The organism is Paractinoplanes durhamensis (assembly GCF_016862175.1).
GTDB lineage: Bacteria > Actinomycetota > Actinomycetes > Mycobacteriales > Micromonosporaceae > Actinoplanes > Actinoplanes durhamensis.
The window spans coordinates 247,847-261,372 of the sequence record NZ_BOML01000019.1; the positions used below are offsets into that span (position 1 = coordinate 247,847).

9 protein-coding genes and 1 pseudogene are annotated in these 13,526 nt (G+C 69.9%); 6 read left to right on the forward strand and 4 right to left on the reverse strand.

Going from position 1 to position 13,526, the window contains the following annotated elements; translation table 11 throughout:
- Positions 1-16: 16 nt before the first annotated feature.
- Both Adu01nite_RS10875 and Adu01nite_RS10880 read right to left on the reverse strand, forming a co-directional pair.
- Positions 17-1,069, reverse strand: coding sequence for a COG1470 family protein (locus Adu01nite_RS10875; RefSeq protein WP_203726458.1), 1,053 nt, complete (start codon positions 1,067-1,069; stop codon positions 17-19).
- Between the two features lie 16 nt (positions 1,070-1,085).
- On the reverse strand, positions 1,086-2,642 hold the full coding sequence (locus tag Adu01nite_RS10880) for a transglycosylase SLT domain-containing protein (RefSeq protein WP_203726459.1): 1,557 nt from the start codon (positions 2,640-2,642) through the stop codon (positions 1,086-1,088).
- A gap of 186 nt (positions 2,643-2,828) precedes the next feature.
- Between Adu01nite_RS10880 and Adu01nite_RS10885 the strand changes: the two genes are divergently transcribed.
- Genes Adu01nite_RS10885 through Adu01nite_RS10895 form a run of 3 tightly spaced genes read left to right on the forward strand, consistent with a single transcriptional unit; the run spans position 2,829 to position 5,979 of the window.
- Complete coding sequence (locus tag Adu01nite_RS10885; protein ID WP_203726460.1) at positions 2,829-3,449, forward strand: response regulator transcription factor; 621 nt, start codon at positions 2,829-2,831, stop codon at positions 3,447-3,449.
- An 18-nt stretch (positions 3,450-3,467) separates the two neighbouring features.
- On the forward strand, positions 3,468-5,432 hold the full coding sequence (locus Adu01nite_RS10890) for an ATP-binding protein (protein WP_239132288.1): 1,965 nt from the start codon (positions 3,468-3,470) through the stop codon (positions 5,430-5,432).
- On the forward strand, positions 5,413-5,979 hold the full coding sequence (locus tag Adu01nite_RS10895) for a Pvc16 family protein (RefSeq protein WP_203726462.1): 567 nt from the start codon (positions 5,413-5,415) through the stop codon (positions 5,977-5,979). The genes Adu01nite_RS10890 and Adu01nite_RS10895 overlap by 20 nt, the downstream gene beginning before the upstream one ends.
- 271 nt (positions 5,980-6,250) lie before the next feature.
- Here the strand turns inward: Adu01nite_RS10895 and Adu01nite_RS10900 are convergent, their stop codons facing one another.
- On the reverse strand, positions 6,251-6,976 hold the full coding sequence (locus Adu01nite_RS10900) for a winged helix-turn-helix transcriptional regulator (protein WP_379136532.1): 726 nt from the start codon (positions 6,974-6,976) through the stop codon (positions 6,251-6,253).
- A 252-nt stretch (positions 6,977-7,228) separates the two neighbouring features.
- Here Adu01nite_RS10900 and Adu01nite_RS10905 point away from each other — a divergent pair.
- A pseudogene (locus tag Adu01nite_RS10905) lies at positions 7,229-7,591 on the forward strand (hypothetical protein); the annotation flags it as partial.
- An 89-nt stretch (positions 7,592-7,680) separates the two neighbouring features.
- Here the strand turns inward: Adu01nite_RS10905 and Adu01nite_RS10910 are convergent.
- A complete protein-coding gene (locus tag Adu01nite_RS10910) occupies positions 7,681-11,346 on the reverse strand; it encodes an eCIS core domain-containing protein (RefSeq protein ID WP_203726464.1) in 3,666 nt (1,221 codons plus the stop codon).
- A 174-nt stretch (positions 11,347-11,520) separates the two neighbouring features.
- Here Adu01nite_RS10910 and Adu01nite_RS10915 point away from each other — a divergent pair, with 174 nt between their 5' ends.
- Both Adu01nite_RS10915 and Adu01nite_RS10920 read left to right on the forward strand, forming a co-directional pair.
- The gene (locus tag Adu01nite_RS10915; protein WP_203726465.1) at positions 11,521-11,853 is read left to right on the forward strand and encodes a hypothetical protein; all 333 of its coding nucleotides are present in this window, start codon (positions 11,521-11,523) and stop codon (positions 11,851-11,853) included.
- A 15-nt stretch (positions 11,854-11,868) separates the two neighbouring features.
- Entirely contained in the window at positions 11,869-13,503 is a 1,635-nt protein-coding gene (locus Adu01nite_RS10920; RefSeq protein WP_203726466.1) for a phage tail sheath family protein, read from the forward strand.
- The last annotated feature ends 23 nt before the right edge of the window (positions 13,504-13,526 follow it).

Here is a 13,526-nt window from a genome sequence, read left to right on the forward strand (position 1 = left end):
CCCCCTGTTTCGTCCGCTAGGACGTGACCTTGCACTTTGGTGCGACCGACCGCCACTGCGCGCAGTACGCCTCGGCGGCCGCCGGCGAACCGAAACCATCCTGCAGCAGGACCCAGTAGCCGTCCGGATCGTCGGCCAGCGTGTCGGAGGCGAGGCTGTCGACGAGCCGCACCGGCATGTTGTCGGCCTGCAGTTTCTTGAGGGCGGCATCCGCGGCCGCCTTGCCGCCGTCGGCACCGCGGTGCGGGAAGACGTCGACCAGCGCGTACGGCTTACCGACGGTCACCTGCGCGGGCGCGCCGGCCGCGGTCGCCGCTGGTTTCTTCTTGAACGGCAGGAAGTTGTGGTCGCCGGTGAGCAGGATCGCCGCGCTGGCCCCGATGGCCAGCACGGTGGCCGTCACGAAGAGCACGGTGGTCGGGACGCGTGGCTTGCGGGTGCCGGTGGCCACCTCGGTCAGGAAGGGCGGGCGTTCCGCGTCGTACGCGTCGGAGACCTTGACCACGACGGCGAAGGACCGCGGTTGCCCGGTGAACGGCCGGCCGGGTTTCGCGTGCACCGCGACGACCGCCGCCCGGCCCGGCTCGAGCAGCACCGCACCGGGATCGGTGGTGACCGACCCGGACGGCGGGTCGAGCTCGGCGGTGATCCGCAGCGGCGCCTGCACCCGGGTGTCGTTGGCCAGCCGCAATTCGTACTCGTGGTGCGGGCCGTCCCGGCTGACCAGCTTGCCGGTGACCGGGACCGGGAGCGCCACCTTGAACAGGGCGGTGGCGAAGCCGGCCGGCTCCCCGGTCGACGACTCCTCGGCGTGCACGGTGAACGGCACCAGCGAGGAGCTCGGCGGCTGCTCGGGCGGGGTCTGCAGCACCACCGAGATCTCGGCGGTCTCGCCCGGCCCGAGGTGCACGCCGGCCGGGTCGATCGTCGCCCAGCCGGCGGCCCGGCCGCGGGCGAGATAGATGCGCAGGTCGAGCGGCTGCGCATACGGATTGCGCAGCTGCACGGGCACCCGGGTCGGCACGCCGGGGGCGAGCGACACGGGCTCGTCCGGCAGGGTCAGTTCCACATCCACGATGGTCGCATCAAACCGATCCGTGAAGATCGGTCACGTCGGCAAGCTGACCACCCGGTATCTGGCTTGTGCCGACGGCCCCGGGCTGCTGCTGGGTACCGAGACCGCTGCTGCCCGGACCGTGCAGCAGCGGGTTGTCGTGCGCGTCCATCGCGTTCGACCCCGAGTGGTATTCCAGCGCGTCGCTGAACCCGTCCGCGTCGGAGTCGGCCAGCTGGGCGTTGAAGCCGAGCACCTGCTCCAGGCTGTCGTCCAGGCCGTCGCGGTCGGTGTCGGTCTGCTGCAGCGGGGTCAGCGCGCCGTCCATGTGCCCGTCGGCGTCGGAGTCGGGCGAGCGCGGGTCGAGCCCCTGGGCCAGCTCGAACGCGTCGTTGAGCCCGTCGCCGTCGGTGTCCGCCTTCCGCCCGTCGGTGCCGTAGGTGACCATCTCCTGCGCGTCGGTCAGGTTGTCGCCGTCGGTGTCGGCGCGCAGCGGGTCGAGGCCGTAGCGGCGCTCGAGCAGGTCGCTGAGGCCGTCCTGGTCGGTGTCGGCGCCGCCGAGCGCGACCGGCTCCGCCGTGATCTCCGGCAGGGTGGACTGCGGCACCAGCGAGGACAGCGGCTGCATCACCGGGTTGGTGATCGGGGTGGCGGTGCCGTCGGAGATGCCGGGGATGACCGCCGCGAACTCGAAGCGGTTGCCGGCGTTGGACTCGCGGACGCCGACCCGCGGGTTGGCCGCCTCGACGACCTTGCCGTTGCCGAGGCTGATCGCGACGTGCGCGCCGGGAGTGCGGCCGTCGCCGGGCCGCGGCTCGCGATCGAACGAGAAGAGCAGCGCGCCGGGAATGTCTTTCGCCTTGTCGACGTCGACGAGCTGGCCCTTTTCCTTGAAGTGCAGGTATTGAGCGGTGGCACCGTCCGGAATCTTCGACCCCGCCTGGAACGCCGCCCATTGGGTGAATTCAGAACAGTCGAAAACCGAAGGATTCGGATCGGAGAGCTTCACTTCCGCACCGAACACATAGCGGTCACCGATTTGCGCCTTGGCGACCTTGAGGAACGTGTCGAGAGCGGCGTTGTCGGCGCCGGCCGCGACCGTCGGCTGGGCCACCGCGGCCAGCGGGCTGCCGGCCACCTCGTGCAGCGCGACGCCCGGATCGTCGTCGCCGGCCGAGGCGCCCTTGTGGTCGCCGTAGCCGCGGGTGCCCGTCCACATACCGCGGCCGGGGCCGTCGCCGTACGCGATCGCGGCGGCCTGGGCGTCCTCTTTGAAGCGGACATAACGCGAGCTGAGGCCGCCGTGCGTCGTCGTCCAGGGGGAAACGTCGTTGCCACTGTGCGAGATCTCGAAGGCGGCCTTCGCGTTGTCGATCGGGTCGTACAGGTTGTACTTCGTCAGGAAGCTCGGGTGGGCCTTGCCGTTGATCTGCCACAGCCCGCGGGAGTCCTCACCGTGCGGGTTGTGCGCCTTGCTGTTGCCCCCGGACTCGGCCAGCGCGACCGCGGTCATCGTCGCCGACTCGTCCGGTGAGAAGCCGGCCCGGCGGGCGAAACCGTAGATCTGTTCGGCGGAGTACCTCGGCATGCTCCCGAGGGTAGACACGGTAATCCACTCTGTATACGGGTCGACCCGCTTGCACTAAAGGGCAGCGAAAGGGGCAACTGAGTTGGATCAACGACAGAGCCGAAAGAGCTATTGTTCTGATCGACTCGCACGCGACATCATGACTGGGCGGTCGCCCGCACAAAGGGCGCTGACCAGGGGGAACGCATGATGTCGCAACGGCCGCCGACTGTCTGGATCGATGACAGTCATGCCATCGTCCGGCGCGGTATGGCGGCCTGCCTGCAGCAGGCCGACTTCGTCGTGCGCGGCGAGAGCGCGGTGATGTCTCCCGAGCCGGTCGTCGCCGATCTCGACGTCCTGGTGTTCGAATATGGAGCGTCCGCCCTGCGCCGGGCCGTCCGGCTGGCCGAGGGGAGGGGCACCCGGCTGGTCGCCACCGTCCGCGAGGTCACCGAGCAGAGCGTCCGCGAGATGGTCGACGCCGGGGTCAGCGCGATCCTGCCGCACCGCACCCTCACCGCCGACACCCTGATCACCAGCCTGCGGTCGGTCGTGGCCGGCAACGTCGCGCTGCCCGGCGACATGCTCGCCCGGCTGCTGCTGCACGTCACCCAGACCTCGCACCTCGGCCCGGGCGGGCTCAACACCCGGGAGCGCTCGGTGCTGCGGCTGCTGGCCGATGGCATGGACACCCGCGGCATCGCCGAGGACCTGTGCTTCTCCGAGCGCACCGTGAAGAACGTCGTGCACGACGTCCTGACCAAGCTCAACTGCCGCACCCGGGCCCAGGCCGTCGCGGTCGCCACCCGGGAAGGCGTGATCTAGCCGGTCATGCCGCATCCGGTGGAAGCTTGGACCCTGCTGGCCGACGCGCTGCTGCAGCGGGAGGCGCTGATCTGCCGCCTCGGTGAGGGGCGGCCGCCGCGCGACTTCGCCGGCCTGTTCGTGGCCGACGACGAGGTCGAGCGGCTGCTCGCGAGCCTGCCCGGGCTGGACGGCCCGGGCCCGGAGCGGGTGGCGGCGGTGCGCGCCGGTGCGGCCGCGCCGGTGGTCAAGGCCCGCGCCGACCTGGCCGCCGCGACCGACGGCCGGTTCGCCGCGCTGGTCCGCTCGGCCGGTCTCGACGCGGGCGAGGCCGAGGTGCTCGCCCTGCTGGTGGCGGTGGAGATCTCGCCGGCCCGGCAGCGCCTGGTGGCGTACATCCAGGACTCGGTGCAGCTGCCCCGGCTGACGCTGGCCAGCCTCGGGCGAATCTTCTTCGAGGACGAGCACCCGTCGGCGCGGTCGCTGTCGCCCGGCGGTGCCCTGATCCGCACCGGGCTGGCCCGGCTCACCGGCGAGGGGCCGTGGGCGACGCTCGTGGCCGAGCCCGCCGCCCGCCTGATCTGGCATCTGGCCGGTGACGGGGCGGCCGACCCGAAGCTGCCGGCCGGCGCCACGATCCGCCGTGCGCCGACTTCGGTCGCGTCCGGGCGTCCCGCCCCGTCGGTGCCGGCTGCCCCAAAGGGCAGAGCTGGGCTGCTGCTCGTGCACGGGGGCGACCGGGAGAGCCGGCTGCACGCGGTCGGCGACCTCGGCCTGCTGATCACCACGCCGCCGGCGGCCGAGGCCGAGTGGCAGGCGGTGATCCGGGAGGCGACCATCGGCGGGCTGACCGTCGTGCTCGACCTGGCCGAGCCGCTGCCGGCGTCCGGGCGCGACGCGATCGTGAAGGCCGGCCACCTCGGCTGGGTGCTCTCCTCGGCCGGGGAGCAGCCCCTCGAAGCCATCCCCGACCTGCCCTGGCGGGAGATGCACGTGCACGACGGTGTGGCCGGCGACGAGGAGTGGCAGGAGCTGCTCGGCCGGGCGCCCGACCCGGCGTACCGGCTGAGTCGTGAGCAGCTGCGCCTGGTCGCCGCCGCCGCGTCGGCCGACGGTGGCCAGGTCGCGCCGGCCGTGCGCCGGCTGGCCGGCGGCCACCTGGACGGCGTCGCCGTCCGCATCCGCCCGCGCCGCGAGTGGGACGACCTGATCCTGCCGCCGGAGGAGGCGAGCCAGCTGCGCGAGCTGGCCGGCCGGCACCGGGGCCGGGACACCGTCTACGGCCAGTGGCAGTTCAGTCCGCTGCCGTCCACCGGCGTGGTCGCGTTGTTCGCCGGGCCGTCCGGCACCGGCAAGACCCTCGCCGCCGAGGTGGTCGCGGGCGAGCTCGGCCTCGACCTCTACAAGGTCGACCTGTCCTCGGTGGTCAGCAAGTACATCGGCGAGACCGAGAAGAACCTGGAACGGATCTTCGGCGCGGCCGCGGCCGGTGACCTGGTGCTGTTCTTCGACGAGGCGGACGCGCTGTTCGGCAAGCGCTCCGAGGTCAGCGACGCCCACGACCGGTATGCGAACATCGAGGTCGCCTACCTTCTGCAGCGCCTGGAGACCTACGACGGCCTGGTCGTGCTCGCCACCAACCTGCAGCGCAACATCGATCCGGCGTTCCTGCGCCGCATCTCGGTGGCGATCGACTTCGTCCCGCCCGAGGAACCGGAGCGCCGGCAGATCTGGTCCCGCGCGTTCCCGTCGACCGCGCCGGTGTCCGACCTGGACCTCGACTTCCTGGCCCGCCAGTTCAAGATCACCGGCGGCGTGATCAGCAACGCCGCGCTCGGCGCCGCGTTCCTGGCCGCCGCCGAGGACAGCCCGATCACCATGCGGCACGCGGTCCTGTCGGTGAAACGGGAGTTCCAGAAGATGGGCCGGCTGCGCACCGAGAAAGAGTTCGACCGCTACTTCGACCTAGTGAGTAGGAACGCCGATGCTGCACCTGCTGGATGAGACCCTCGAGGCGTTCCTGCGCGACGTGGTGCCGCTGCCGGCCCGCGACGTCGACGTGGCGTTCGAGGCTCCGGACGGCGAGTGGTCGGCCGCCCTGTCGTCCCGCCCCACGGTCGACCTCTACCTCTGGGACGTGCGCCCCAACCTGGCCGAACGCGACTTCGGCGAGGTCATCGTCGAGGAGGCGGACGGCCGCCGCTTCCGCCGCGACCCGCTGCCCCGGGTCGACTGCCGCTACCTGATCACGGCCTGGACCAGCGAGGTCCGCGACGAGCACTCGCTGCTCGGCGACGTGCTGTCCGCGCTGCTGCTGCACCCGGTGATCGACACCGAGCACCTGCGCGGGGCGTTCGCCACCGTCCGCCCACTGCCCGCCCTGCGGCTGCGCAGCGGCGACGGCACCGAAAACTCCGACTTCTGGTCGGCCCTGGGCGGCCAGCTGAAACCGGGCCTCGACCTGGTCGTCACGGTCACCGTCGACGCGGCCCTGCGCGCCGTCGCCGGCCCGCCCACCGAGGCGATCACCGTCCGCGCCACCGGCCGCTAGCCTGTGGTGAAGGGCGACAAACGAACATTCGCGGGAGCCCGTCGAGGGCTTGCGCCGAGACCTTCGGTCGTGCGTCGCGCGCACGCCACCGGCCTCCCCGCTGTGGCCACAGCTGCCCCTGGCGCACCGGGGGAACGCCGCGAGGCCCGCTTTCGACCACTTTCTTTCGGCTGATGAGTGTGCGGCAGAGGCAAGGACCCGGCGAGCCTTCCCACCGTCGGCGCCGTGACTTGGCCCCCTACTAGGCCGTGATCAGTCTGGGCCGGCCGGCCTATGTGAGAAGGGCCTCCAAGTCCTCGATCGTTACCTGACCTGCAGCCCGAGGCGGAAGCACAAGCTTGTACCCGACCTGCCGCACCGTGCCGATCATCGACTCGTATTCGCTGCCGAGTTTCGCGCGTAGCCGCCGTACGTGAACGTCGACGGTGCGGTGACCGCCGAAGTAGTCGTAGCCCCACACCTCACGCAGCAGCTGATCCCGGGTAAACACTCGCCCTGGATGTTGCGCGAGGAACTTCAACAGCACGAACTCTTTGTATGTGAGATCGAGCGGACGGCCCTTGAGTTTCGCGGCGTACGTCTCCGGGTCGATGGAAAGCTCGCCAGTGTTGATCATCGCGCCGGAGGCGCTGCCCGCTACGGCAGCGAGCCGGGTGACCGCCAGCCGAAGCCGTACTTCGACCTCGGCAGGGCCAGCGGTTGCCAGTATGACGTCGTCGAGTCCCCAGTCGTCGGCGACCGCGACCAAGCCAGCCTCCTCCACCACTGCGAGCAGCGGCACCCGCAGGCCGGTGTTCCGCAGCATCCGGCAGGTGGATCGAGCCTCGGCCAGCATGCGCCGAGCGTCCACCAGAACGACATCAGGATCAGGACCCGATACCAAGGAGGTCACGTCGTGACTGGCGACGCGCAGAGGATGCGGCAGCAGGTCGAGTGCGGGTAGCACTCGGCGTGACAGCTCGCTCTGGGGCCGGCCCGTCAGTACCAGAATCTCCACGTGCTCCCACCTTTCGGCCGGCTGGAGCGAGTCCAGCTGGAACGCAGCGTCCAGCACTAATGTTTCGCCTTCCGCAGTCGCATGTTTCTCCCCGCAGCCGCGGCCGGGATGCACAAACTTCTGGTCGGGGTCTCATCAGCTCGGACGAGGAGGTCACGGTGAAGTAGCCGCGGCCGAAGAACGAGCTGATGGCACACCTGCGGGACGCAGCCACAGCCGATGAGATCATCGACGTGCTCAGCGAGCTAGGCCCGGCTCGACCCGGCGGACGGAGACAGGTTGCTGGCGTTGGGGTGTCAGCTGGTCTGGGCAACGACCTGGATGGCCGACGCCAACGATCTCATCTCGCCCCGGCTCGGTCTCCCGAAGCTTCCCGTCGTCGAATTTCCTGATAACGACGAGCCCGAGCATAGGCTGCACTGGAAGACGGCGTTTCTGACCCGATGGGCAGCCGGGCACACATTTGTCTGGCTCGACGACGAAATCACCGACGCCGATCGGCAATGGGTTCAAGCCCACCATCCAGGACGGGCACTCCTACACCGAATCGATCCGCTCGCCGGCCTCACCGACACCGACCTCGCTCTGATTCGTCAATGGCTGGCAGCGCGATAGCACTCCATGATCGGGTTAACTGTCATGCCGCTGATAGAGCTTGCCATGTGGCGGCCTGCCGCCTCCCGGTCGCTCAGCGGCCCCGTCGATCAGCCGGTCGGGGCCGGCTTCTTGCGGCGGATCACCTTCGGCATCGCGATCGGCTCGATGTCGACCGGGGCGGTCTTGATGCCGCTCAGGCCGTGCACCTCGTCCCAGCCCTTGATGGCGGCGAGGCACGCGGCGTCGTCGCCGTTCCAGTCGGCGAAGATGCCCTTCACCCCGGTGTAGTCCAGGCGCAGGCTGATCTGCGCGCCCGGCGGGGCCTGCTGCCGCACGTAGGTGGCGATGTCGCTCAGGGTGTTGGCGCACTGCTTGCACGGCGACCAGCGGCCGTCGAGCTTGGCGTTGATCTTGACGACCTTGCCGACCGCCTGCTCGGTGACCCACTTGTAGAAGTTGTACTCGGCGTGGCTGTGGTTGGTGCCGGAGACCCGGTGGGTCTTGTTGTAGGTGGCGGTCCGCACCGTGTTCGGGTCGTCGCCGCCGGGTTTCCAGATCTTGCCGAGCGGCACCCGCTCCGGGCCCATGCTGGCCGCGGCGCCCTCCTCCTCGGGGAAGGCGTGCTTGGACAGGTCGGGCGTGTCGCTGAAGCTGACCGAGGCGTTCACGATGACGTCCGACTGCTCGGCGCGCGCGTCGGTGATCGTGGCGGCGGCCCGTTTCGCGCTGGCCGACACGTACATCTTGTATTTGCCGGACCCGCCCTCCTGGACGATCTCCAGGGTTTTCAGGCCCTTCGGGGTCAGCGTGGTGAGGATCTCGGCGCCCGCCGCCTTCAGCTGATCGACGTCGCCGATCTGCTCGTGCTTGGCGATGAGCATCGTCTTCGCCTCCTCCTTGACGGCGATGCTCTCCTCGGTGTCTTCGTCGTCGCCGGTCTCCTCGGGGCCACCGCCGCCCAGGCCGAGCGCGGACAGCGCCGACTTGGCGAGCGACACCGCCTTGGCCATCAGCCAGTCGATCGCCTTGTCGACCAGCTCGCGCAGCTGGCCGATCAGCTTGACCAGCTCCTCCGGCACGTTGCCGAGCCCGACCTGGTTGGCGAGGAAGCCGATCGCCACCGGCACCGCCGCGGCCAGGCCCTTCTCCACCTTCTGCGCGCCGGCCGAGACGTTGCCGGCGGCCACCGCGGCGAGCGTGGTCACGTAGTCGTTGATGATCATCAGGATCTCGCGGACGTACTCGATGACCGACTGGACCGCCTTGAAGAACGCGATGCCGCTGTTGACCACGGCCATGATGCCGGTCGGGTCGAGCATGGACAGCAGCTTCATGGTGGCCTTCTCGACGATCTCGCCGACGATCCAGTCCTTCACCATTCCGAGCAGCGTGTCCCACAGGTTGCCGAGCTGGCTCTCGACGTGTTTCCAGATCGCCGCGACGCCGTTCTCCTGCACGTCCTTGACGAAGTCGAACGCGCCCTCGGCGATCGCCAGGCCCTTACGGATCTTGTCGACCGTCTCGGCCCCGATGTGGTCGCCCAGCTTCTTCCACAGTTTCTCGGTGGTGATGTCGAGGACCTGCAGCACCATCGTGAGGATCGAGCCGAACGACAGGTCGGGCGGCTTCTGGATGCCGATCGCCCCGAGCCCGCGGAACAGCCAGTCGGCCAGACCGTTCAGCAGATAGCCCACCGCCCGGTCGACGAACCCGAGGAAGCCCTGCTTGAGGGCCTCCAGCATGTTCATCAGGAAGGCGACCGGGTCGCGCTTGATGTCCTCGATGGCGGCCATCGCGTTCGAGATGATGCTGTCCAGCAGGCCGGGCGGGAAGTTCATCAGCCGCAGGATCAGCGTGATGACGACCTTGAGGACCTCGCCGGCGAACTCGACGATCCGGCCGAGCGGCTCACCGAACTTGTCGAGGATCTTGACGAACGCACCGATCGGGTTGACCAGGTCTTCCAGGGTGAGGACGTCCCAGATGCCCTTGAACGTGCCGATGATCAGCTCGCTGGAGATGCCCAGGCGCGTCATCGCGCCCTCGATCTGCGCGGCCGCGTCGGCGATCACCCCCGCCTCGGCCAGCTTCTTGTACGTCGCCTCGCCGCCCGGCAGCAGCGCGATGAACCCGCCGATCAGGTTTTCCGCGTTGCGCGCCACCGGCTTGCCGGTCACCGGGTCCTCGCCGAGCATGACCGTCATCAGGCGGTACCCGCGCAGCTTGGCGGCCTCCTGGCTGAGCCACTCCAGCAGCGCTTCCTTGATCAGCCGCAGGACCTCGGTGGCGACGTCCTTGGCGAACGTGCCGATCCGGGCGATCAGCCCCTTGGCCTGGTCGGCCAGCTTGGACAGGTTGTCGCCGAGGTTCGCGATGTTCTCCGGCTGGATGGCGTCCCAGCCGGCCTTGAACAGCGCGCTCAACTCGCCGAGGATGCCGAGGAACTGCGCGATCCGGCCGTCCAGCCAGTCGGCGGTCTTCTGCAGGGTGCCGCGCTCGCGCATCTGGGCGAGCGCGTCCTGCTTGCCGATCAGGGTCAGGAAGTCTTCCAGGATCTGGACGGTGGTGGCCTCCACCGGCGTACCCCGAAGCGGGTCTTGATGTAAGACCTTCTTGGTCAGTTCCCAGACCGGGGTGCCGACCAGGTATTTCTCCGCGAGCCCGACCGCCGCGTCCCGGATGAGCTGCACGATCGCGTCGTAGATGCCTTTGACGAAGCCGAGCGCGTCGGCGTAGAGGCCGGACACGTGCCGGCGCACGATGGTCAGCGCGCCGTCCGGATCGGTGAGGTCGATCTCCTTCCACGCCTGGTCGATCTCGCCCTGGATGCGTTCGAGGGTCAGGTTGTGGGCGCGCAGCCCGTCGTCGAGCATCCGGTAGGCGCCCTGCACCACGCCCAGCTCGATCAGCTTGTTGGCCACCACGTTGCCGAACGGGACGAGCCCGAGCACGCCGCGGGTGAGGCTCTCCGGGCTGCGGTCGACGTTACGGTTGGCGATCGGGTCGTAGCCGGCGACCACGGTCAGCATGTCGTACCCCGGCACGCTGCGTACCAGGTCGCGGATCGGGCCCATCAGGTAGTCGCTCGCGTCGCGCTGGATCGGCATCCGGTAGACGCCGACCGAGGTCTGCTGCACGACGTGGGTGGCCTCGTGCGCCATCAGCGCGAGATCGCCGGCCGACTCGCCGGCGCCGAGGAAGATGTGTTGCCCGGTGGTGAACGCGCGGGCTCCCAGCTGCGCCGCCGCGAGCTGCGCCTTCGGGTCCGAGTGCACCAGCACCCCGCCGAGCGGGAACCCCAGATGCTCCTCGATCTTGGCCCGCACGTCCGGCGGGATCGGCGTGCCACCGCCCGGTGAGGTGATGAGTTGTTCGAGGCCGGGTGGTGTGTTCGGCCCGTCCGGCGGTTCGCCCGCGGCAGCCGCCGGGGTGACCAGGCGGGAGATCGTGGGGACGGCACCGCTGCCCTCGGTGATCGCCTCGGACACGGCGTCGGCCTGTCGTTCGTACGGGTCACCGGGCTTGCTCACGGAGAGTTTCGGCTGGGCCAGGCGCGACAGCGCGCTGTTACCCCCGGGGGCGAAGGCTCCGAACGCGGCCGGCTGCCGATTACGGCCGGACGCCAGACGTTGCAGCGCCGCATTGCCGCCGGCGACCGCCGGCTCCGCTGCGCTTCCGCTTTCCTTGGGGGTACGCGCAACGGAGTCGACCACCGCAGCCGAGGAGCGCGACGGCTGCTCGTCCAGGGTCGGCTCGCGTGCGGACAGCTTCACCGGCCACCTCCGGCCCTCAGCATCGGCCGCACCCGGTGCACCGGACAAGCCCCCGGAAGCATCGGTGCACCAATGGCTGCACCGCCGGACCTTTGCCTGCACCCGTACGCGAGAGAGGCTCATTCCGGCGGAGAACCGTGGCTGCACGGGGACCCAGGGAGACGGGGTGAGGCGATGACGCGGGTCCTGATGGGGGATTTCGAGGCCCTGCACCGCCTCGGCCTCGAGCAGATCCTGCGGGTCGACGGCATCGAGCTGGTCGACACCGGCGGCGACGACGTCCTCGCGCGGTTGCTCGAGGCGTTGCCCGACGTGATCGTCCTCGACCTCGACAAGGTCAGCACCGGGGATCTCGTGCACGTCATCGTGCACCGGTTCCCGCGGGTGAAGGTCGTGGCCTGCTCGTCGCAGCATCCGATGATGCGCGTGTTCCCGCCGCTGCACTACGGGGAGTTCTACGAATCCGACCTTGACCCCGCGCTGTTGACCAGCGCGGTGCAGGCCTGACAGGGGGAAGACTTCATGGCCGCGTCGTATGGAGCACCGGGCGTCTACATCGAGGAGCAACCGAGCGGGTCGATGCCCATCGAAGGGGTGGGCACCGCGGTGGCCGCCTTCGTGGGCTTCACCGAGCGCTACGACACCGAGCAGGGCGACCCGACCGACCCGGCCGGCGTGAAGCCGCAGCTGGTGACGAGCTGGCCGCAGTACGAACGGGTCTACGGCGGCTTCGTGCCGGGCGCGATGCTGCCGCACGCCGTCCGCGGCTTCTTCGAGAACGGTGGCAGCGCCGCGTACATCTGCCGCATCCCCACCACCGAGGGCGACGACGCGAACAACGGCGGCAAGCCGACGCTGCTGCTGCCGAGCGCCGACAACCCAGGCACCCCGAGCCTGCAGCTGTCCGCCGTGCAGTCCGGCGCCAACCTCGAGGTCGAGGTGGTTCCGCCGGCCCCGCCCGCCGAGGGCGAGGGTGAGGGCGGCGGAAGCGGCAACAGCTCCGGCGAGTACGTCCTGCGCGTCTACGAGGGCGGCGCCCTCCGCGAGGAGCTCCCCGGCCTGCAGTTCAGCGGCCGCAGCGCGCGCACCGTGGAGAAGACGGTGAACGACCGGTCCAAGTTCGTCCGCATCGAGGTGCAGCCGCTGCAGGGCTCGTCGCTGGCCGAGCGCGCCCCGGCCGCCGGCCGCTACACCCTGCAGGCCCCGCCGGTGTCCAGCAAGTCGGTCACCCCGGCCGACCTGGTCGGCAACGAGAGCGACCGGACGGGTTACCAGGGCCTGGCGATCGCCGAGAACGTCACCATGGTCGCCATCCCCGACCTGGTCACGGTGGCCACCAAGGACGACGGCTCGATCGACGAGGAGGTCTTCCTCGGCGCGCAGAAGCAGCTGATCGACTTCTGCGAGGCCAGCCACAACAAGATGGCCATCCTCGACACCCCGCCCGGCCTCAACGCGACCCGCGCCCTCGAGTGGCGCTCGCGGCTGGCCCGCGACTCGGCGTTCGGCGCGCTCTACTACCCGAACGTCGTGGTCCCGAACCCGCTGGCCCGGCCCGGCGCCACCAACGGCGAGCTGTTCCTGACCGTGCCGACGGCCGGCCACGTCGCCGGCGTCTGGGCCCGCACCGACGCGGCCCGCGGCGTGTGGAAGGCGCCGGCCAACGAGGCGCTGCGCGGCATCGCCCGCCTGGAAAACAACGTGACCAGCGGCGAGCAGGACCTCCTGAACCCGGACGGGGTCAACTGCATCCGGTCGTTCGGCACCTACGGCACCAAGATCTGGGGCGCCCGTACGCTCGCCAAGACCGACCCGTCGTGGCGTTACATCAACGTCCGCCGGCTGTTCAACTTCGTCGAGGAGTCGATCCAGCGCGGCACCCAGTGGGCGGTCTTCGAGCCCAACGACTTCGACCTGTGGCAGCGGGTCAAGCGCAACATCACCTCGTTCCTGCGGGGTCTGTGGACCCAGGGCGCGCTGGTCGGCGCGACCCCGGAGCAGGCGTTCTACGTGATGTGCGACGAGAGCAACAACCCGGCGTCCTCGGTGGACGAGGGCAGGCTCATCGTCGAGATCGGTATCGCACCGGTGAAGCCGGCCGAGTTCGTCATCTTCCGGATCAGCCAGTGGCAGGGCGGCGGAGCCGCTTCCGAGTAGTCCGTCGTTCTGAAGGAGGGGCG

What these genes read in the sequence shown, in the direction of transcription:
- Adu01nite_RS10895 (WP_203726462.1), top strand. Translation starts at nt 5,413, where the DNA reads ATGCTGCACCTGCTGGATGAGACCCTCGAGGCGTTCCTGCGCGACGTG.
- Adu01nite_RS10880 (WP_203726459.1), bottom strand. Translation starts at nt 2,642, where the DNA reads ATGCCGAGGTACTCCGCCGAACAGATCTACGGTTTCGCCCGCCGGGCC.
- Adu01nite_RS10920 (WP_203726466.1), top strand. Translation starts at nt 11,869, where the DNA reads ATGGCCGCGTCGTATGGAGCACCGGGCGTCTACATCGAGGAGCAACCG.
- Adu01nite_RS10885 (WP_203726460.1), top strand. Translation starts at nt 2,829, where the DNA reads ATGATGTCGCAACGGCCGCCGACTGTCTGGATCGATGACAGTCATGCC.
- Adu01nite_RS10915 (WP_203726465.1), top strand. Translation starts at nt 11,521, where the DNA reads ATGACGCGGGTCCTGATGGGGGATTTCGAGGCCCTGCACCGCCTCGGC.